The sequence below is a fragment of the Sorangium sp. So ce381 genome (assembly GCF_051473845.1).
GTDB lineage: Bacteria > Myxococcota_A > Polyangia > Polyangiales > Polyangiaceae > Sorangium > Sorangium atrum.
This window is the reverse complement of the sequence record NZ_CP150336.1, coordinates 1,294,712-1,313,591: the sequence shown is the minus strand read 5'-3', so window position 1 is coordinate 1,313,591 and position 18,880 is coordinate 1,294,712. Positions and strand designations below refer to the sequence as shown.

The window sequence follows — 18,880 nt, the reverse complement described above, 5'->3', positions numbered from 1 at the left end:
TAAGATGCCGTGATGAGAACGACGCCGCTCTTCGCTTTCCTGGCTTCGGTCGTCGCGCTCTCGGGGGCGGGCGCCTGCGGCGGGGCCGTCGTCGTCGACGGGCTCCCCGAGAGCTCCGACGGCGCCGGGGGCGCAGGCGCGGCCGAGGGGTCGCAGTCGGCGAGCTCCGGCCGGCCGTCCATCGAAGAGCAGAAGGCCTCGTGCGATTTCTTCTGCTCGCTCTTCGACGGCGTCACGTGTCCGGAGCTCCGGTGTCGCGAGCGCTGCGCCGACCTGCTCTCCGAGCAGCGCCCCTGCAACGCGCAGACCGCTCCTTTCTTCGATTGCATGGGCGAGACCATCGTCTCCGCGGACCGGATCCCCTGCGAGTTCCTCGCGCCGTCGATCGCGTCGCTCTTCGATTGCCTGAGCGGGCGCGATCGGGAGTGCAGGACCGATTTCCTGCCCCAGACGTGCGACGCGCCGTTCGAGCAGCTCAGGGCGTGTCAGCGCGATCAGGGCCGGTAGCGGGGGCGCTCGCCGCCTGACGCGCGCGGCCGCGCGCCGGGGTCGAGGGCGCTCCGGAGCGGCCCGAGGGCGTCGACGACGAACGCGACGAGCGCCTTCACGCGCGGCACCCCGCGCGTATCGCGGTGCACCCCGAGCCACAGCTTGCGCCCTGGCGGCGGCGAGGGCGGCGAGAGCAGGCGGAGGCCGGCGGTCGCGTCGCCGAGGTAGCGGGGCAGGCAGACGAGCCCGACGCCGGCGGCCCCCATCGTCGCCTGGGGCTCGCGGCCGTTGGTGCGCGCGGCGACGCGGGCCTTCGCGGCGACGGCGCGCACCCACGACAGGTCGGCGATCGCCGGAGGATCGTCGTTCATGGTGACGAGCGCGTGGCCCTCGCACTGCCGGCCCCAGTCCGGCGGGCCGTGCTCGGCGAGGTAAGCCTCCGATGCATAGAGGCCGAACCCGATCCGCGCGACCTCGCGCTGGAAGACCTCGTGGTGCTCGAACGCGGCGGGGCGAAGGGCGATGTCCGCTTCCCGCCGCGGCAGGCTCAGCCACCGCGCGTCCGCGATGAGATCGACGGAGATGGCGGGGTGGCGCGCGAGGAACGGGACGAGCAGCGGCCCGAGGACGCGCGTGGCGAGCCACTCGGACGCGGTGATACGGAGGTGGCCTCTCAGGCCCGCGTCGCGCCCGGCGGCGGCGCGCTCGGCCGCGAGCGCGTCCTGCTCCATGCGCTCGGCGTGGCCGAGCACGCTCTCGCCCGCGGCCGAGAGCGTGAACCCCGACGGCGAGCGCTGGAAGAGCCTCGCCCCGAGGTGCCGCTCGAACGCCGCGACGCGCCGCCCCACGGTCGGCTGGGTGACCTTCAGCGCGCGCGCGGCGGCGGAGAGGTTGCCGTGCCGCGCGACGGCGAGGAAGTAGCGCAGATCGTCCCAGTCGAGCATGGCTCCGGGGCGCGGGGCGCTGCTGCCGGAGAGCGCTCCGCGCCATGCAAAGGTGCATGCCGAGTCTACGTCGATGGTGGATCCCCCGGCAACGGCGGACCGCGCATGCTCTCCAGCGTGCGTTCGCGCACCCGCGACCCCGCGCACTCTCGCACTCGGGCACTCGGGCGCTCGGGCGCTCGGGCGCTCGGGCACTCGCGTTCTCGCGCTCTCGCAGGTCGTGTGTTTCACATCGGATGGTCGGATGGAGGCTGGTATGTTGACGAATCGTCGTGAGTTTCTCCACCGCGTGACCGGAACGGCCGCGGCGGGCTTCCTGGGCTCGGCGCCGGCCGGGACCACCTCCTGTGCCGCGCAGCACGGGCCGGCGCCGCCGCGGCCGGCGGCGGGATCGAAGATCAAGGCGATCGCCTTCGACGCCTTTCCGATCTTCGATCCGCGGCCGATCGCGGCGCTCGCGGAGGAGCTCTGTCCTGGCAAGGGTGCATTGCTGAGCGAGGCGTGGCGCACCCGGCAATTCGAGTACACGTGGCTCCGGGTCGCCTCCCACGAGTATGCCGACTTCTGGCAGGTGACGGCGGATGCGCTGGTGTTCGCCGAGCGCGCGCTGGCGCTCGATCTCGGAGAGGAGAAGCGGGCGCGGCTCCTCGGCGCGTACCTCGATCTCCGGGCGTGGCCTGACGTGCTGCCGGCGCTCGGGGCGCTGAGAGGCGCGGGGATCCGGCTGTCGTTCCTGTCGAACTTCACCCCGAAGATGCTCGGGGCCGCCATCGAGAGCTCCGGTCTGGGGGGCCTGTTCGAGCACGTGCTCAGCACGGACCAGGCGAGGACGTACAAGCCGGATCCTCGCGCGTACCGGATGGCGCTCGACGCGTTCGGCCTCACGCGCGAGGAGATCGCGTTCGTCGCGTTCGCCGGCTGGGACGCCGCGGGGGCCCGGTGGTTCGGCTATCCGACGTTCTGGGTCAACCGCCTGGGCCTGCCGGCCGAGGAGCTCGGCGTGAGCGCCGACGCGACGGGAGCGAGCCTGTCGGATCTTGTGGAGTTCGTGAAGGAGAGGGCGTGACCGGCGGGGCCCCGCGGCCTGCGCGATCAGCTGGTCCCAGGGCTCCCGGCGCGCCTCACGGCGGCGAGGTCACGGCGCTGCGCATGGCGCGCATGGAGTCGCGGGCGAACCGCGCCTGGACCCGGCGCGCGTAGGGAAAGCCGATCCGGGCGAGGAGGTGGTTCGGCCGGGAGACGGCGAAGATGTCGTAGGCGACCTCGCCGGAATGCTCGTCGTGCTCGACGAGAAAGCGCTCCTCGCCGCGCTCGCCGTGCTCCTCGAGCGTCCCGTAGGCGAAGCCGAACCGGCGCACAGGGCCGCTCGTCTCATCGACCGTGTAGACGATCCGGCACGCGTTGAGCCAGTGAATCCCGAGCACGCGGACGAGGATCGCCACGGTGACGCCGGTCTGGAGGGGAGCGTCGGGATAGCAGAGCTCGACCCAGCCGAGCCGGAACTGTGCCCAGCACCGCATCGCCTCGACAGCGCGGTCGAAGAGCGCGGCGCCCCGGCCGAGCACCACGCGGTGGTGGTCGACGTTGAAGCCGGCAGGCGGCCACGGGCGGCCGTCGCCGGCGCCGGTGCAGCCGACCTCCGCGTAGGAGAGCGGCCGATCCGCCTGGCGAGCGAGGAAGGCGTGGATCACGGCATCCGAGGGGCGGGCGAGGGAGAGCACGAGGGGCAGGATAGCTCGCACGGCAGTATGTTCCCGTCACCTCCGCCTCGTGTGTCTTTGCAGTCACGACGACGCGCAAGGAGCACCTTCGCTGCTGGCCGACCTGCACGGATCCGCCAAGGCCTCTCACGTGGGAATCAGCATGGACATGAGATGGGCTGGACGATCGCGAAGCAGGCCTCAGGCGCGCTCCGCAGGTCGAGACAGCGCCGCGCGCACCACGCGACTCCCCCGCGCGGCTGGCACCTTCCGGCGAGCGCTGATACGCTCCTCGGCGACTCGTAACAGCGAGGAGGTGCATGGCCGATGGACATGCAATTCAATTTTCACGACGCCGAGGTCGAGGCGGACCAGCTGGACGCGATGCTCGAGAGCTTGATGCGCGACGTCGGCACCGCAGGCGCGACCCCGGCCCGCGTCGTCGAAGGGCGCCTCCCGAAGAACGCGAAGGGAGACGCCTTCACCGTCGGCGCGATCGCGGTCGCCGCGCTCCCCGCGGTGCTTCCTCAGGTGATTCAGCTCGTCAATGAGTGGGTCGTCCGCGCGCCGAAGCGCCGCATTCGCATCCGGGGGAAGAACGGTCTGGAGGTCGAGTTCACCTCGGACAAGCCGCTCGGGGAGAAGGAAGTGCTCGACCTCGCGCGCCGCATCAGCGCAATCAAATGACAGCCCTGGACAGAGATCTACTGCTCGGTGGACGGGACCGCATCGCGCTCATCATCGCGAACGGAATGTATGCGGACGGCAGGTTGCGCTCGCTTCAGGCGCCCGCCCTCGACGCATCGAAGCTCGCCGACACGCTGGAAAGCCCGGACATCGGCGATTTCCGCGTCCAGCTCTGCGTCGATGGCAGCCAGCTCGAGGTCCGGAAGGCCATCGGCGCCCTCTTCCATCGTCGCCATCCGGAGGATCTGCTCGTCCTCTACTACTCCGGTCATGGCCTGAAGGACGACTGGGGTCACCTCCACCTCGCCGCACGCGACACGGAGAAAGAGCTCTTCAGCGCGACCTCGGTCGACGCGGCATGGATCAGCCGCCAGATCGATCAGTGCCCCGCGAAGCGCATCGTCCTGATCCTCGACTGTTGCTACAGCGGCGCGTACGAGAACTCCGCCAAGAGCGAGCAGGACAGCGTCGACATCGCCGGGACGTTCATGGGAGACGGCTCGGGTCGCGTCGTGATCTCCGCCACGACGTCGGTCCAGCTGGCATGGCAGGCCGACCAGCCCGTGGGGGTGCCCTCGCAGTCGATATTCACGCGCCACCTCGTCGAGGGCCTGTCGACGGGCACAGCCGATCTGGACCGAGACGGATACGTCGATGTCCACGAGCTCTGCGAGTACGTGCAAGCGAGCATCAAGGCCGAGGGAGGCCGGCAAACCCCGCAGATGTGGACGCAGAAGTACGAGGGGCGGCTGCGCATCGCCAAGGCCCCGCTCCGGCCCACGATCCCGGCGTCGGGCGGGAACGCCGCGATCACCTACGAGCTCTTCGTGTGCAACGGGCCCCTCGAAGGTCGGCGGTTCGTGCTCCACCCTGGAGAGTTCAGGGTAGGGCGAGAGCCCGACTGCTTCATCCGCCTCGATGATCCGAAGGTGTCGCGAAAACACGCGACGATCGTCGTCGGAGCGGAGGAGGTGCGCGTGATCGACCAGGGAAGCACGCACGGGACCAAGATCGACGATCAGCGCATCACGAGCGCCTTGCTCCCGCAAAACGGCCAGATCATCGTCGGGGGCACCGTGCTCCGGCTGGTCCGCCTGGAGGCTGCAGGCGCACGTCAGACCCAGGAGACGGCCGCGCACCCGCCAACCGCGCCGAAGAAGCGATCGGCCACCCTGTTCACTCCCTGACTCCTGGCGCAGGCGCACGCGCTATGCTTCGGCTCGCCCGGCGAGCGCGGCCTCCCGGTGGGTGTGACCGCGCCCCAGGGTGAAGGGGCACCGCTCGCCCGCAGCCCGCGGGCGGCCTGACCGCCCTCCCGTCGATGCACCAGGACCTCCTCGATCTCCTCCTCGCCCTCGACCGCGTGCCGCAGGATCCGCGCTGGCACCCCGAGGGCGACGCGCTCTTCCATTCCCTGCAGGTATTCGACCTGGCCCGCCGCGAGACCGCGGATCGCTCGCTCTGGGCCGCGGCCCTGCTCCACGACGTCGGCAAGGCGTTCGCCTGCGCGGACCACGCCGAGGAGGGGGCCGACGTGCTCGCGGAGCTCGTGTGCCCGCGGGTGGTCTGGCTCGTGCGGCACCACCTCCACCTGCTGCGCGCGCCCGGCGCGACCAGGCGGCGCCTGCGGCGCACGAAGGCGCTCGCGGATCTCACGCGGCTCCGCCGCTGGGACGTCGGCGGCCGCTCGCCCGAGGCGACCGTGCTCCGCCCCGAGGCCGCCGTGGAGCTCCTGCTCGACGGCGCAGACTGGACCCTCCTGTCGATCGGCGGCGAGCCCGCCCCCTCCGATGACCTGCAAAAGGAGCCGCTCGCCTGAGCGCAAGATCCGCCGTGAGGTCCTCTGCGACGACGTCGACCGCTGGGGCGACGATCGCCGGCTCTGGGGCGGCGAGGCCGAGCCGCCCGGGCGAGAGCGGCTCTGCGCCGCGGTGCGGGACGCGGTCGAGACCGCGCTGACGGCGAAGCAGCGGGAGGTCGTCGAGGCCTATTTCTTCGACGGCCTGTCGCAGGGCGAGATCGCGCGCCGCCTCGGCGTGGCGCAGCAGGTCGTGCAGAAGCGCCTGTTCGGGGCGCCGCGGGGCGGCCGGGTGGTCGGCGGCGCGATGCTCCGGCTGCGGCAGGCCCTCGAGCCGGCGGTCGCCGCAGCGCCGGCGGCAGCGACAGCGCGGGGGACGGCGCCAGCGACGCGCGCGGTGACGGCGCCAGCGACGCGCGCGGTGACGGCGCCAGCGACGCGCTCGGCGCGGGTGGCCCGATGAGCGCCGAGCGCTTCGGCGGGATGCGGGCCCGCATCGCCGCGGAGGCCGCGCGCCTCATGTACGAGGAGGGCGTGGACCAGTACTTCACCGCCAAGCGGATGGCCGCGAAGCGGATCCTCGGCGCGGTGGAGGGACGGCGGGCGCGCTACCGGCCCGCGGACCTGCCCTCCAACGGCGAGATCCGCGAGGCGCTGCTCCTCTTCGCCGAGCGCGCCGAGGGGAGCCAGCGGACGCGCCGGCTCTTCGCGCTGCGCATCGTGGCGCTGGAGGCCATGCGCGCGCTCGCGCCGTTCTCGCCGCGGCTCATCGGCTCGGTCTCCACCGGCCATATCCGCCGCGGCAGCGACGTCGATCTGCACGTGTTCCCGGCCGACGAGGAGGCGCTGGAGCGGCACGTGCGGGCGCTCGGCTGGACGTTCGACCGCGAGCGCGTGACCCTCCAGAAGGGCGGAGAGCTCCGGGAGTACGTCCACTACCACGTGGCGGACGCGGCGCCCTTGGAGCTCACGGTGTACGCCCCGCGCGATCTGAGGGCGCGGCCCCGCAGCAGCACGGATGGCAAGCCGATCGTGCGCCTGGGCGTCGCCGCGCTCTCGGCGCTCTGCGCCCGGGATCACCCGGACGCGTGGGAGCGTTACCTGGAGACCGGCGAGGTGGAGGGCATGGACGCGCTGCTCGAGGCGGACGAGGACGAGCCGCTCCCCGGGCCGTTCGATGGGCTGCTCGACGACACCGGCAGCACGGGAGAGGACGGCGACGAGCCGGTCTGCGCCGAGCCCGGCGAGGAGGACGACCCCGATCAGGACTACGATCCCCTGCCCGGCTTCGAGGGCGCAGCCTGAGGCCCCCGCCCCCCCGGAGGGCCTGCCGCCTTCACTCCACAGCCTGCGGGGCCGAGCGGCGCGGCGCCGGCGATGCGCCGGGCACGGCTGGGAGCGGGCCCAAGCTCCCGCCCGGAATCGAGGGTGTGACGGCGCTGCGCGTGCCCCGATACGGGCGCGGGGCAAAAGCTCACGATCCGGAGGGATGTCCGCCGCTTCGAGCGGCGCTGCGAAGCCTCGGAGCGACATCGCAGGCGTGACACTCACACAGATCCGTTGGTCAACCCACGCCGCCAGGATTCCTTGCCTCGGCGGAGCCAACGTCGGTTGGGGGGTGAGAAAGCATTGCTTTTAACGCAAATTTGCGGTTGGCTGAGCTCGAAGAGGGGATCCATGAGCCATCACGGCCATGCACAATCCATGAGCGCCACTTGAGCGTGCTGCGATCAGACGCAAGCGGGTCCGTGTCCCCACTCACCCAACGACAAGGAACGAGCACAATGTGCGCGAGACTGCCACATGAATCTCCAGCGTCGGCGTCACGGCGATGGGGCCGAGTCTTCCTGATGGCAACTGCCGTCACTCTCCCGATCATTGGCTGCGTCTACGACAGTGATCAGCCGTGCGGACCCGGCCAGACCCTGAAGGCCAACTCCGAATACTCGGCGCTCTGCGTCTGCGCCGAGGGCTATGCCGCGACGACGACGGGCTGCGTGCGCTGCCTCGAAAACGAGGAGGCCGGGGCCAATGGCTGTGTCTGCAAAGCCGGATATGGCCGCGCTGACGCCGCGGCCCCCTGCGATGCCTGTGGCGAGAACGAAGTGACTGGAGCGACGGGGGCATGCGAATGCGCGACCGGGTTCAGCAGGGCGTCCGCCGGGGCGCCATGCACGGCGACCCCCGCCGGCCTGGACGCAGCATGCGATACAGCGACGACGCCTTGTCCCAACGCAACGTACAATCACTGCCACGCCGTCTCGGGGACCGCTGGCTACTGCACCAGCCAAGGATGCACGAGCTCCGCCGACTGCGCCGGCGGACACATGTGCGATCTCACGGTCACCCCATCCTACTGTCGCCGACCGCCCGTCGGGGCGGGAAAACCCTGCGCCAGCGACGCGGAGTGTGCGGGGACCGAGGCCACGTACTGCAATACCGCCGTGACGCAGAAGTGCCAGGTTCAAGGCTGCACGCTCTCGCCGGACAACTGCTTCACCGGCACCGTATGCTGCGACTTTACCGCCTATGGTGTTGCCCAGTACCAGTGCGTCGCGGAAGGGAGCTGCATCAATTGAGAACGCGATCCGTTGTATTCCGTGGCGTGCCCATTCACGTTATCTTGGCCATGTCCTCCGCGCTGCTGCTCGGGTCGTCGTTCGCGGCGGCTCAAGCAGCTCCGACGCCTGCGGAGACGGCTGGTCCAGCAGCCCCCTCCGGGCCGGCTCCGGCACCGGACGCGTCGGGTGGGGCTCAACCTCCGGAGCCAGCCTCTCCGGCTCAACCCGGCACGAGCGCGCAGCCGGGCGCAGCGAGCGCGCCTGCGCTGGCGGCCAGCCCGGCCCCGGGCGCCGTGGCACCTCAACCAGGGACAGGGGCTGCCGGCACGGTCGACGCCAGCGCTACCCCGAAGGCCGGCGAAGGAGCCGATGCGTACGCGCCGGCCGCCGAGGCGGTCGCGGAGGACCTGACCGACGAAGCGACCAAGATCAGCATCTATGGCTTTGCTGATTTCACGTTCTCCACGCTGCTCAGCGACGCGAAGACATCGGGCGCCTCGACCGGCGTGGGCCCGAACCCGAGCTTCTACGTCGGCAATCTGAACGTCTACCTCGACTCGAATCTGGGCAAGAAGTTCCGCTCCTTGATCGAGGTCCGCTTCACTTACCTGCCCGACGGGGCGATCATGTTCGATCCGGCGACGTTCCAGAACACCCGCGTCAGCGCCGCCTTTCCGGACTACACCGACTTTTCCAGGACGAAGAAGGTGGGTGGGGTGATCATCGAGCGCGCGTGGCTCGAATACGCAGCCCATCCGCTCTTCAACATCCGGGCCGGACAGTGGCTCACCCCCTATGGGATCTGGAACGTCGACCACGGGTCACCGGTCATCCTGAGCAACACGCGCCCCTATATCATCGGCGCCGAGTGGCTGCCGCAACGACAAACCGGCATCGAAGCGTATGGCAGCCATGGCATCAGCGACACACAGGTGGGCTACCACCTCACCGTTTCAAACGGCCGCGGCCCGGTCGACAGCTACATGGATCTGGACAAGAACAAGGCCGTTGGCTGGCGTCTCTGGCTCCAGCAAGACACTCCATACGGCACCGTCACGGTCGGCACATCGGGCTACAAGGGCCGCTACACCGACGCGGGGCAGGTCGCAGCGCTGGAGGACGGCGCGTATGTCACCAAGTTCCCCGTCACCGCGAGGTACGACGAGCTCGGCCTGGCCGCCGATCTCAAGTACACCTGGGGCGAGTTCCTGTTCCAGTCCGAGTACATCATGCATGACGTACGCTACGACGACGACTATCGGCCGGCTGGGATCATCCCGGGGACATGGGCTCCCGACAACCGCACCTGGGGCGCTTACTTTCAAACGGGCTATCGATTGCCCTGGTACGGCGTCATGCCGTGGTTCGGCCTCGAGTACGACCGCCTCGGCAAGTCCAGCCCCGTGTACGAGGGAGCCGCTCTCGTCGGCGGCTTGAACATCCGCCCCACGGACAACGTCGTCCTGAAGCTCGTCGGCGTGCATGTATGGATGCCCTACCTGAAGAAGCAGAGCCCCGACATGGATCAACTGGTCGCGCAGGTCGCGTGGAGTTTCTAGGATGATCGATCGAAGAACCCTCCTGATATCGTGCGCATTCGCATTCGCGGCGATCACCTCGGTGACGCTGGCCGAATCGTACGGCGCGGAGAACGTGGGACCTCTGGCGATCGTCGTCTCGAAGAGCTTCCCCACCAACGAGATCTCGTTTGGAGATCTGAAGCGCGCCTACATGGGCAGCCCGGTCGTAGCCAACGGGAAGCCGCTGGTCCCTATCACGTATCCCAGGGGTTCTCCGGAGCGCATCGGCTTCGACAAGGCGGTCCTCGGCATGTCGCCCGAGCAAATTGGCCTCTACTGGATCGATCGCAAGATTCGTGGACAAGCCGGTCCGCCGAAGCACGTCCCGGATGCGGCTGCGGTCCTGTGGATCGTGGGCAGGGTGGACGGGGCCATCGGATTCGTTCGCGCATCCGCGGCTGGGAAGGACGTCAAAATTCTTCGCGTCGACGGCAAGCTACCCGGCGATCCGGGGTATCGTCTCTAGCTCATCGATTTCATTCGATCGAACCACCGACGGCAGCCCGAGGCCGCCCCACGGGCGAACGCTCCCCGGGCGGTCGGCTGAACCCCGCGACGACGCTCCGGTGTCGTTGCGGGGCAGGCTTGACCCTCGTGAAGCCCCGGTGCTCTCATGGCACGGTGACATCGGATGCCTCGCCCACTCCCAGCGCGCCCGCGGCGCCTTCCGGAACGGCAGCAGCGGGGGTCCTGTGGCGCGCGCGCGGGCGGCTCCACCTCACGGTGATCGCCAAGGCGACCTTCGCCTTCGTCGAGGGCGGGCCGATGGTCCCCGTCGAGCCGCAGCCGATCATCGACGCCGACATCCACCATCACAACAACCCGGGCCGCAGCGTCCGGTTGACGAGCGACCTCGCGCCCTACCTCGCGCGCATCGACGTGTTCTTCACGGGCCACGCGCACGCGCCGCCGGGCCCGCCTGCGGCGCCCTTCTCCGTGCGCCTCGCGCTCTTCGCCGGCGAGCGCCCGATCCTCGACAAGGCGCTCTCGATCGAGCCCGGCGGCGCGGAGAAGGCGGTCCCGCTCGCCTACGAGCGCGCGTTCGGGGGGATCGGCATGGCCGACAACCCGTTCGGCACCGATCGCCCGGCCGTGCTGGATCCCTCGCGGCGCGACCGCCCGGCGGGCTTCGCGCCGATCGGGAGCGTGTGGCCGTCGCGCAGGCGGCTGCTCGGGCGTACGCCCCACAAGGCGCTCGAGGGGCCCCTCCTCGAGATCCCCGACGATTTCGACTGGAGCTACTTCCAGGCGGCCCCTCCCGATCAGCGCGTCGAAGCGCTGGTCGGCGACGAGTGGCTCGTGCTCGCGGGGCTCCACCCGACGCTCGCGGCGCTGCGGACGCGGCTCCCCGGGGCGCGCGCCCTCGCGCGCGTGCATGGCCTCTCGGCGTTCGGCGTCACGGAGGGGCAGCCGCTCGATCTGGTGCTGGACACGCTGCACATCGACGGCGACAGGCAGTCGTGCTCGCTGGTCTGGCGGCGCAGCTTCCCGCTCGCGGAGGAAGCAGCGCTCGCGGCGGTGCGCGTCGTCGTCGGCGTCGAGGTGCCGGGCGCCCCGCCCGCGTGGCTGGCTCCTGCCGAGATCGCGATGGCCGCCCCGAGCGCCGTCGCGGCGGCCGATCCGACCGAGGTGACGCTCAACCGGTCCGATCAAGACGTCGAGGGGCGCGATCGGCGCGGCGCCGCCCGGCGCCCCGAGGCGACCGTCGCGCAGACGAAGCGAGCCCCCGTCGGGTCGGCGGCCCCGCTCCCGCTCCACCCGGGTGCGGAGCCGTCGCCCGCGGCGGCGCCCAGCCCGCAGACGCCACGCCCACCGAAGGGGCATTCCATCTCGTAGACCCGATTCGCTCTCCTTCGAGGAACAGGAAGATGTGGTATCTGGCCCCTCACCAGACGTCTCACTGGGTGCGGCCAGCCGCTCGATCTGGAATGGAGCAGTCTTGATGAAAACGCATCGCGAATCTCAGGGCGTCGTTGCTTCGAAGGACGGTGCGCTTCGCGGCGTGCGCTGCATCCGCCGTGCGGGCATGATGCTTCTTGCGGCGCAAGTGCTGGTGGCTTGCTCGAATGACACCGCCGCCAACGGCAGCGGTGCCGGAAGCACCGGGGGCAACGGCGGTGACGGTGGCAGCGGCGATGCCGGGGGCAACGGCGGTCATGGCGGCAGCGACGGTAACAGCGGCGCCGGCAGTGGCGGCGCCGGCAGTGGCGGCGCCGGCAGTGGCGGCGCCAATGGTGACGGCGCCGGCGGTGGCGGCGCCGGCGGTGACGGAGGTGGCGGTGGCCACGTCACCGTGTCGGCCGAGCTCTTCGACGATTTCACCTACACCGGCATCACCGACAACGACCTCACGAGCTGGTGGTGGGTCCGCGCGGAAGACGGAGCGCCCGGGGTCGACGGGGCCCGATGGCTGCCGTCGAATGTATCGTTCATCGATGATCCCGATCTCGCCTCGAACAGGCTGCTACGGCTCGAGGCGACCACACGCGGGTCCGGCGAGAGCACCTCGCACGCAGAGCTTCAATCGAACGACGACAAGTTCCGCCTGGGGACGTACTCCGCTCGGGTAAGATTCAGCAACACGCCTTTGACCGGGCCCCGGCACCTCGCCGACAAGCCGGTCGAGACGTTCTTCGCGATCAGCCCGTGGATCAACGACCCCGAGACCGATCCCGGCTATTCGGAGCAGGATTTCGAGTACATGCCCAACGGCGGGTGGGGTCAGGAAGACACCAGCACGCTGTGGCTGACCTCGTGGGAGACGGCCACGCTGGAGAACACGCAGTCGAACCATGTGGCCGGGGACCAGTCCGGCTGGAAGAGGCTCCTCATCCAGATCACCGAGTCCGACATCCGTTACTACATCGAAGGCACGCTGCTCTGCACGCACGGCGCGACGTACGTCCCCGAGACCAACCAGCACCTCGACTTCAATCTGTGGTTCGACGAGCTCGCCGCTGGGCAGACCGAGCCACGGACGTACGCGGAGGACGTCGACTGGGTCTATTTCGCCAAGGATGCCATCCTGTCGCAGGCCGAGGTGGACGCGCAGGTGGCCCGCTTCCGCGCGTCGTCGATCGCCCGCGAGGACACCCTGCCCTAGCGCTGCGTCGCCCGGGTTCGGCCTTCGTTGCGCGTGAGGCATCGCCGAACGCCCCCCCGGAGGCCAGGCCTTGGAGTGAAGGCGGCCCCCTCGACGGCCCGAAGCCGCCCCAGGGACGAGCGCTCCCCGGGGGCGAGATGGAGCGGGTCAGTACGTGAGCGAGGCCGTCGCGCAACCCATGCCGAAGGCGCTGACGACGGTCGCGATCACGGTCTGAACGGCGTTCGGGACCTGGGCGCCGTCGCAGAGGGTGTCCGGGAACGGCTCGCCGCCTTCGCCGCCCGCGCCGCCCGGAAACGAGAGGGGCCCGAACTCGACGCGGAGATCGCCGGGCTCCCCCTTCACGAGGAGCGGCGCACAACCGATGGAGAGGAAGTCCACGAAGCTGCCAGCCCGGCCGCCGAAGCCCACGACCACCTCGTTCTCAGGGCACATGATCTCCCACGGCTCGTCGCCGTAGTCGCCCCGGATCGGCGTCGCGTCGCCGGGCGTCGTGGTGATCGCATACGGACCGGCTCCGGTGAGCTCCAGGTGGCCACACTGCGCCTGGATCCTGCCGAGGACGAACGACTCCGCCAGCGGCGCCACGGCCCCTCGATAGCCGAGGGTGACCTGTCCATCCGGGCACACGTCCATGACCGCGGTACCCGCGCCGGGACTGCCGCGCAGCACGGTGAACGTCTGATCCACGAGCTCGACGCCTCGCGGCACCGGGCACGGACTCCCGTCGCACTCGCCACCGCCGCCTCCGCCGCCCGACGCATCGCCGCCGCCCGACGCATCGCCGCCTCCGCCCGATGCATCGCCGCCCCCCGATTCATCGCCTCCACCGGAGGCATCGCCGCCGCCCGACGCATCGCCGCCGGCGCCAGGCGCGGCACCACCACCTCCGCTCCCGCCCACGCCCTGGAAGGTCAGATCGTCGATACCCGAGATCGCATTGCACCCGGAGAGCACGAGCGAGGCGATCAGCGCACACAGGCCGAGGTCGTGGAGCGTCACGGAGATGCGCAAGCGGTACCTTATCCGTAACCGGCCTGGTAGGGCGTCGCCGGAACGCCACGGGACTGTCGAGGTCGGCGGAGCGCGCCGGCCCGGAGCGGCGGGCCGAACCGGACGATGCAGGTGCAATCGGCTCACGGCGGCTGCGTCTCGCAGGCAAGACGCCCAAGGAGCCAACGCCATGAACGCACACCCGGCACGGCCGCCGCGCGGCGGCGGCGGCGTAGGGCGAGCGCTGGGCGCGTTGCTCGGCCTCGCCGCCGCAGATACATTCGGTGACCCATGGAGGTCACGACGCTGGTGCGGGGCGAGGCCATCTCGGTGGTCGACTACCGGTGCAGCTCTGGACCTGGGGACGCGCCGTTCGCCGAGCTCCACCGGGGCTTCTCCGTCTCCTACGTGCGCAAGGGCAGCTTCAGCTACCGCGTCCGGGGGGAGGCGTTCGAGCTCGTGGCCGGGTCGCTCCTGGTCGGCCACCCCGGCGACGAGTACACGTGCTCGCACGAGCACGTCGTCGGCGACGAGTGCCTGTCGCTCCAGCTCGCGCCGGCGCTGGTCGAGGCGCTCGGCGACGGCGGCGGCGCGTTCCGGGCCGGCGGCCTGCCGCCGCTGCCCGAGCTGATGGTGCTCGGCGAGCTCGCGCAGGCGGCCGCCGAGGGCAGGAGCGACATCGGCGTCGACGAGGTGGGGGTGCTCCTCGCCGCCCGCTTCGTCGAGGTCGCCTCCGGCCGGGAGCGAAGGCCGCGGGACATCGGGGCGCGCGACCGCCGCCGCGCCGTCGAGGCGGCGCTCTGGCTGGACGAGCACGCGCACGAGCCGATCGACCTCGAGGGCGCGGCGCGGGAGGTGGGGCTCAGCCCGTTCCACTTCCTGCGGGTCTTCGGGAAGGTCCTTGGCGTGACCCCGCACCAGTACCTGGTCCGCGCCCGCCTGCGCCGCGCTGCGCGCCTCCTCGCCGACGAGGCCCGGTCGATCACCGACATCGCGCTCGACGTCGGGTTCGGCGACCTCTCCAACTTCGTCCGCACCTTCCACCGCGCGGCCGGCGTCTCGCCCCGCGGCTTCCGGAAGGCGGCGAGGGGGGATCGCAAGATCTTCCAAGATCGCCTCGCCGCGCGCTCCTAGGATGGCCGCCGGACGCGGGCGCCCTGCCTGCCCGCGAGCATCCCCATGACAGCAACTGCACACGGATTCCTCCTGTTCGACACGGCGATCGGCCGCTGCGGCATCGCGTGGGGCGAGCGCGGCGTCGCCGCCTTGCAGCTGCCCGAGGCGCGCGAGCCCGAGACGCGCTCGCGCCTGCTCCAGCGCCTCCCGGGCGCCCGGGCGGCGGCGCCGCCGCCCGAGGTGCAGCGCGCGGTCGACGCGATCGTCGCGCTCCTGCGCGGCGAGGCGAGCGACCTGTCCGCCGTCGCGCTCGACATGGATCGGGTGCCGCCGTTCCACCGCCGCGTCTACGAGGTCGCGCGCACCATCCCGCCGGGCGCGACGCTGACCTACGGCGAGGTCGCGGCGCGCCTCGGGGCGAGCGGCTCGGCGCGCGCCGTGGGGCAGGCGCTCGGGCGGAACCCGTTCGCCATCATCGTGCCGTGCCACCGCGTGCTCGCCGCCGGCGGCAAGGCAGGCGGCTTCTCCGCGAACGGCGGCGTCACGACGAAGCTCCGCCTCCTCGCGATCGAGAGCGGCCAGGCGCGCGGCGCTCCGGAGGCCGCGCCGGGCGGCGACTTCGGCTTCGATCCGGGCGCCGCCGTCGATCACCTGCGCGCGTCCGACGCGGCGCTCGCGCGCGTCATCGACGCGGTCGGGCCGTTCGCCATGCGGATCGACAGGACGTCGAGCCTCTTCCTCGCGCTCGCGGAGTCGATCGTCTACCAGCAGCTCACCGGGAAGGCCGCCGCGACCATCTTCGCGCGCGTGCGCGCGCTCTTCCCGCGAGCGCACGAGGGCCCCACGCCGGCGCAGCTCCTGCGCGCCTCCGACGAGGAGCTCCGCGGCGCCGGCCTCTCGCAGGCGAAGCTCCTCGCGCTCCGCGATCTCGCGCGGAAGACGGAGGACGGCGAGCTCCCCACGCTCGCGGAGGTCCACGGCATGGAGGACGAGGCGATCATCGAGCGCCTCACGCGGGTGCGCGGCATCGGCCGGTGGACGGTGGAGATGCTCCTCATGTTCCGCCTCGGCCGCCCGGACGTGCTGCCCGTGGACGACTACGGCATCCGCAAGGGTTTCGGGATCGCGTTCAAGCGACCCGAGCCGCCGGCGCGCGCGGACCTCGAGAAGCGCGGCGCGCGGTGGAAGCCGTACCGCACGGTGGCGAGCTGGTACCTCTGGCGCGCGGTGGATCTGGCGCGGGGCGGCTGAGGCTCCGCCCCCCGCGGCGGCGCTCGGGCTGCCCAGCGGGGCGCCTCCTCCGGCGCGGCCGCCGCCGCCCAGGCGGGCTGCCTTCGCAGCGCGGCCCTCGGTCGAGCTCGCCATTGCGGCGCGGCCCTCGGTCGGGCTCGCCATCACGCTGGCCGGCGTCGAGGCTCGGGGCTAAGTTCTCGCCGGCCCGAGAGCGCCGCGTGGAGCGCCGCACGACGCTGGACAAGGTTGCCGTCGCCGATGGCGACGAGAAGAGCACGCAAGGAGCACGACAGTCATGCTGAAGAACCTCGAAGGGCAGCGCGTTCCGGATGTCACGTTTCGCACCCGTGTCGACGGTCAATGGAAGGACGTGACCACCAAGGACGTGTTCGCTGGCAAGAAGGTGGTGGTGTTCGCGCTGCCGGGCGCCTTCACGCCGACCTGCTCGAGCAGCCATGTGCCGCGCTACAACGAGCTCGCGGACGAGTTCAAGCGGCGCGGTGTGGACACGATCGCGTGCGTGTCCGTGAACGACGCGTTCGTGATGGATGAGTGGTGCAAGGCGCAGGAGGCCGACAAGGTCCTGTTCCTGCCCGACGGGAACGGGGAGTTCTCCGAGAAGATGGGCATGCTCGTCGACAAGGCGAACCTCGGCTTCGGCAAGCGCTCGTGGCGCTACTCGATGCTGGTCGACGACGGCGTGATCAAGAAGATGTTCATCGAGCCCGAGGTCGCGGGCGATCCCTTCGATGTGTCGGACGCCGACACGATGCTGAAGTACCTGGATCCGTCGTCGAAGGCGCCGCACGACGTGCTGCTGTTCACGAAGCCGGGGTGTGGCTACTGTACCAAGGCGAAGCAGCTCCTCGACGCGCGGAAGATCCCTTACGAGGAGGTGGCGGCCTCGCCGCGCCGCCTCCGCGCGGTGAGCGGCAAGGGCACGACCCCGCAGGTCTTCGTCGACGGCAAGTACATCGGCGGCGCCGACGAGCTCGAAGCCTACCTCGCGAACGCCTGATTCACGAAGGCGGCCTGGGCGTCCCCCGTCGCCGGGGGGCGCCTACGCGCCGCCCTCCGGGTCCGACGGCTCGGCGCGGAAGTGGGTCACCGCCGGCGCCGAGGCCGGCGCCACCGCCGAGGCCGGGGACGCCGCCGCCGCCGAGGCCGGGGACGCCGCCGGCGCCTCCGCAGGGACGACGGCCGGCCTGCGGCGCGAAGCGGTCGTGCACCTGTCGCTCGCCATCGCGAACTCCCCGATGCTGTTCCAGAGCTTCTCGAACTGGCTCTGATCGAAGCCGGAGCGGGACTGGAGCAGGTCGTAGCCGCCGTAGGTCGGATCGGCCCCGTCGCCGTCCTCCGGATCGATGAACCGATAATGGCCCATGACGTCCGCGTGGTCGGCGTCGACAAGGATGCTATGCGCCGCGTCCGGGTAGACCATCGATACGGAGTTGACGATCCCGTCGTTCATCTCGGGCGTGAGCTGCTCGCTCCGGCTCGGATCATCGAGCCAGGGGACGGCGCAGGAGGGCCCGAGGGCCTCGACCACCTTCGGACGACCCATCACGTCGGCCGTGATGCCATAAAGGAGGCTGAAGACGCCCAGGAACGACCCGCCGGGATCGCGCTTCGCCCTGGTGACGATCGACCGGAGCGCGATGCCCTTCTGCCTGTAGTAGTCGCTCAGGTCCTCCTCGACCTCGGCCCCGAGCAGCCCGGCTTTCCCTGTCTTCTTCGCGCTCTCGGCGCAGACGGCGAGCTCGCGCCGCCAGGCGGCGACGCTGCTCACGGCCAGACGACGTCGGGAGTGGCCCCCGGCGCGCCGCGGCGTGCCTGAGGACGACAGCGGATCGAGATCGTCGAAGGCATCGGTGTCCTCCGCGACGTTCATCAACCAGCAGAGCACGTTGAAGTACTCGCTGCGCGCCTCGGCCATGGAGAGGCCGTCGCGCTTGGCGGCGTGGAAGCGATCGATCGTGTCGAGCGCGGCGCGGGCGATGCCATCCGACTGGCCGAGCGTCCGCAGGGCGCTCCTTGCGAGGCGGGCCGTGACGCTCGAGTACCTTTGGCCAGCCAGGCTGAGCAGGCCGTGGGCGACGCCGGCCGTGGACATGACGCCAGGCCTCCACCGGCGGAAGACGTGGGCGAGGTTCGTCCCGCGGTGCGGCGTCGAGAGGAACTGGATCGAGCAGATGCTCTCGAGGAGGGTCTGCGCCGGGACGCCGTAGACCGACCGGTCCTGCTCGGTCGCGGCCAGGAGCAAGAGCATGAGCGTCTTGATATCCCTGCCGCCCGTGGAGTGGCCGACGAGATGCAGGCAGTCCCGCTGGTCAGTGCCCACGCCCCCGTAGAACACCCCCTTCCTGAAGCGATCCGCCAGCCAGTGAAGGAGCCCATGCGCGCGCGTGTCCACGCTCGCCGTGGGCAGGTTCGCAAAGCAATGCACCGAGAGCGGGGCCCGATACGCCCCGGCGGCCGCCTTCCGGAGGACCTCCGTGACGCCGTAGTAATAGGAGACCGAGCCCAGGATATCGAAGCCCGCAAAGCCGGGCACGAGGACGAGGTGGCTTCTTGATTGACTCATGCCTTTTCCCTCCCACTTGACGAGCTGCGCTCACCCGCTCCGGATACGAGCACAGCCAGACGATCTCGTGTCGAGCAGGCGCCCCCCGCTCC

Annotated in this window: 18 protein-coding genes; 14 read left to right on the top strand and 4 right to left on the bottom strand. The window is 70.8% G+C overall.

What is annotated here, in order from left to right; translation table 11 throughout:
- Positions 1-12 precede the first annotated feature (12 nt).
- On the top strand, positions 13-507 hold the full coding sequence (locus tag WMF29_RS04860; protein WP_437327708.1) for a hypothetical protein: 495 nt from the start codon (positions 13-15) through the stop codon (positions 505-507).
- On the opposite strand, the gene WMF29_RS04855 is transcribed toward WMF29_RS04860, so the two are convergent.
- Complete coding sequence (locus tag WMF29_RS04855) at positions 495-1,433, bottom strand: LysR family transcriptional regulator (protein ID WP_437327707.1); 939 nt, start codon at positions 1,431-1,433, stop codon at positions 495-497. The two genes, WMF29_RS04860 and WMF29_RS04855, sit on opposite strands and share 13 nt — an antisense overlap.
- A 256-nt stretch (positions 1,434-1,689) precedes the next feature.
- Between WMF29_RS04855 and WMF29_RS04850 the strand changes: the two genes are divergently transcribed.
- Positions 1,690-2,499, top strand: coding sequence for a haloacid dehalogenase type II (locus WMF29_RS04850; RefSeq protein ID WP_437327706.1), 810 nt, complete (start codon positions 1,690-1,692; stop codon positions 2,497-2,499).
- Positions 2,500-2,554: 55 nt separating this feature from the next.
- Here the strand turns inward: WMF29_RS04850 and WMF29_RS04845 are convergent, their stop codons facing one another.
- On the bottom strand, positions 2,555-3,175 hold the full coding sequence (locus WMF29_RS04845) for a DUF1990 family protein (RefSeq protein WP_437327705.1): 621 nt from the start codon (positions 3,173-3,175) through the stop codon (positions 2,555-2,557).
- Positions 3,176-3,460: 285 nt separating this feature from the next.
- Between WMF29_RS04845 and WMF29_RS04840 the strand changes: the two genes are divergently transcribed.
- The 9 genes from WMF29_RS04840 to WMF29_RS04800 all read left to right on the top strand — a co-directional run bounded on the left by WMF29_RS04840 (position 3,461) and on the right by WMF29_RS04800 (position 12,862).
- On the top strand, positions 3,461-3,820 hold the full coding sequence (locus tag WMF29_RS04840) for a hypothetical protein (RefSeq protein WP_272100248.1): 360 nt from the start codon (positions 3,461-3,463) through the stop codon (positions 3,818-3,820).
- Complete coding sequence (locus WMF29_RS04835) at positions 3,817-5,007, top strand: caspase, EACC1-associated type (RefSeq protein WP_437327704.1); 1,191 nt, start codon at positions 3,817-3,819, stop codon at positions 5,005-5,007. Before WMF29_RS04840 ends, WMF29_RS04835 begins: the two co-directional genes overlap by 4 nt.
- A 134-nt stretch (positions 5,008-5,141) precedes the next feature.
- Entirely contained in the window at positions 5,142-5,639 is a 498-nt protein-coding gene (locus WMF29_RS04830; RefSeq protein WP_437327703.1) for an HD domain-containing protein, read from the top strand.
- Positions 5,611-6,081: a sigma factor-like helix-turn-helix DNA-binding protein gene (locus WMF29_RS04825; protein WP_437327702.1), complete on the top strand. Its 471-nt coding sequence runs from the start codon at positions 5,611-5,613 to the stop codon at positions 6,079-6,081. The genes WMF29_RS04830 and WMF29_RS04825 overlap by 29 nt, the downstream gene beginning before the upstream one ends.
- Positions 6,078-6,923, top strand: a complete 846-nt coding sequence (locus WMF29_RS04820; RefSeq protein ID WP_437327701.1) for a nucleotide-binding enzyme — start codon at positions 6,078-6,080, stop codon at positions 6,921-6,923. Before WMF29_RS04825 ends, WMF29_RS04820 begins: the two co-directional genes overlap by 4 nt.
- Positions 6,924-8,247: 1,324 nt before the next feature.
- Entirely contained in the window at positions 8,248-9,738 is a 1,491-nt protein-coding gene (locus WMF29_RS04815; RefSeq protein ID WP_437327700.1) for a hypothetical protein, read from the top strand.
- Position 9,739: 1 nt separating this feature from the next.
- Entirely contained in the window at positions 9,740-10,225 is a 486-nt protein-coding gene (locus WMF29_RS04810) for a hypothetical protein (RefSeq protein WP_272100236.1), read from the top strand.
- Positions 10,226-10,380: 155 nt separating this feature from the next.
- Positions 10,381-11,595 carry a DUF2169 family type VI secretion system accessory protein gene (locus WMF29_RS04805; protein WP_437327699.1) on the top strand — a complete coding sequence of 405 codons (1,215 nt, stop codon included), beginning with the start codon at positions 10,381-10,383 and terminating at the stop codon, positions 11,593-11,595.
- Between the two features lie 106 nt (positions 11,596-11,701).
- Positions 11,702-12,862, top strand: a complete 1,161-nt coding sequence (locus WMF29_RS04800) for a glycoside hydrolase family 16 protein (RefSeq protein ID WP_437327698.1) — start codon at positions 11,702-11,704, stop codon at positions 12,860-12,862.
- A 147-nt stretch (positions 12,863-13,009) separates the two neighbouring features.
- Here WMF29_RS04800 and WMF29_RS04795 read toward each other — a convergent pair whose 3' ends face one another.
- A complete protein-coding gene (locus WMF29_RS04795) occupies positions 13,010-13,876 on the bottom strand; it encodes a hypothetical protein (protein ID WP_437327697.1) in 867 nt (288 codons plus the stop codon).
- A gap of 270 nt (positions 13,877-14,146) precedes the next feature.
- On the opposite strand from WMF29_RS04795, the gene WMF29_RS04790 reads away from it, so the two are divergent.
- The 3 genes from WMF29_RS04790 to WMF29_RS04780 all read left to right on the top strand — a co-directional run bounded on the left by WMF29_RS04790 (position 14,147) and on the right by WMF29_RS04780 (position 17,222).
- On the top strand, positions 14,147-14,989 hold the full coding sequence (locus WMF29_RS04790) for a helix-turn-helix domain-containing protein (protein WP_437327696.1): 843 nt from the start codon (positions 14,147-14,149) through the stop codon (positions 14,987-14,989).
- A 45-nt stretch (positions 14,990-15,034) separates the two neighbouring features.
- Entirely contained in the window at positions 15,035-16,222 is a 1,188-nt protein-coding gene (locus tag WMF29_RS04785) for a methylated-DNA--[protein]-cysteine S-methyltransferase (RefSeq protein ID WP_437327695.1), read from the top strand.
- A gap of 277 nt (positions 16,223-16,499) precedes the next feature.
- Positions 16,500-17,222: a glutathione peroxidase gene (locus WMF29_RS04780; protein WP_437327694.1), complete on the top strand. Its 723-nt coding sequence runs from the start codon at positions 16,500-16,502 to the stop codon at positions 17,220-17,222.
- A gap of 42 nt (positions 17,223-17,264) precedes the next feature.
- Here WMF29_RS04780 and WMF29_RS04775 read toward each other — a convergent pair whose 3' ends face one another.
- Positions 17,265-18,788 (bottom strand): hypothetical protein, encoded by a 1,524-nt coding sequence (locus WMF29_RS04775; protein ID WP_437327693.1) that lies wholly within the window; start codon positions 18,786-18,788, stop codon positions 17,265-17,267.
- Positions 18,789-18,880: the final 92 nt, after the last annotated feature.

Bases quoted from the DNA above. Each gene is read 5' to 3' on its own strand.
- WMF29_RS04840 (WP_272100248.1), top strand. From the start codon at position 3,461: ATGGACATGCAATTCAATTTTCACGACGCCGAGGTCGAGGCGGACCAG.
- WMF29_RS04800 (WP_437327698.1), top strand. From the start codon at position 11,702: ATGAAAACGCATCGCGAATCTCAGGGCGTCGTTGCTTCGAAGGACGGT.
- WMF29_RS04820 (WP_437327701.1), top strand. From the start codon at position 6,078: ATGAGCGCCGAGCGCTTCGGCGGGATGCGGGCCCGCATCGCCGCGGAG.
- WMF29_RS04775 (WP_437327693.1), bottom strand. From the start codon at position 18,788: ATGAGTCAATCAAGAAGCCACCTCGTCCTCGTGCCCGGCTTTGCGGGC.
- WMF29_RS04780 (WP_437327694.1), top strand. From the start codon at position 16,500: ATGCTGAAGAACCTCGAAGGGCAGCGCGTTCCGGATGTCACGTTTCGC.
- WMF29_RS04790 (WP_437327696.1), top strand. From the start codon at position 14,147: ATGGAGGTCACGACGCTGGTGCGGGGCGAGGCCATCTCGGTGGTCGAC.
- WMF29_RS04855 (WP_437327707.1), bottom strand. From the start codon at position 1,433: ATGCTCGACTGGGACGATCTGCGCTACTTCCTCGCCGTCGCGCGGCAC.
- WMF29_RS04810 (WP_272100236.1), top strand. From the start codon at position 9,740: ATGATCGATCGAAGAACCCTCCTGATATCGTGCGCATTCGCATTCGCG.
- WMF29_RS04785 (WP_437327695.1), top strand. From the start codon at position 15,035: ATGACAGCAACTGCACACGGATTCCTCCTGTTCGACACGGCGATCGGC.
- WMF29_RS04850 (WP_437327706.1), top strand. From the start codon at position 1,690: ATGTTGACGAATCGTCGTGAGTTTCTCCACCGCGTGACCGGAACGGCC.
- WMF29_RS04815 (WP_437327700.1), top strand. From the start codon at position 8,248: ATGTCCTCCGCGCTGCTGCTCGGGTCGTCGTTCGCGGCGGCTCAAGCA.
- WMF29_RS04860 (WP_437327708.1), top strand. From the start codon at position 13: ATGAGAACGACGCCGCTCTTCGCTTTCCTGGCTTCGGTCGTCGCGCTC.
- WMF29_RS04825 (WP_437327702.1), top strand. From the start codon at position 5,611: ATGACCTGCAAAAGGAGCCGCTCGCCTGAGCGCAAGATCCGCCGTGAG.
- WMF29_RS04830 (WP_437327703.1), top strand. From the start codon at position 5,142: ATGCACCAGGACCTCCTCGATCTCCTCCTCGCCCTCGACCGCGTGCCG.
- WMF29_RS04835 (WP_437327704.1), top strand. From the start codon at position 3,817: ATGACAGCCCTGGACAGAGATCTACTGCTCGGTGGACGGGACCGCATC.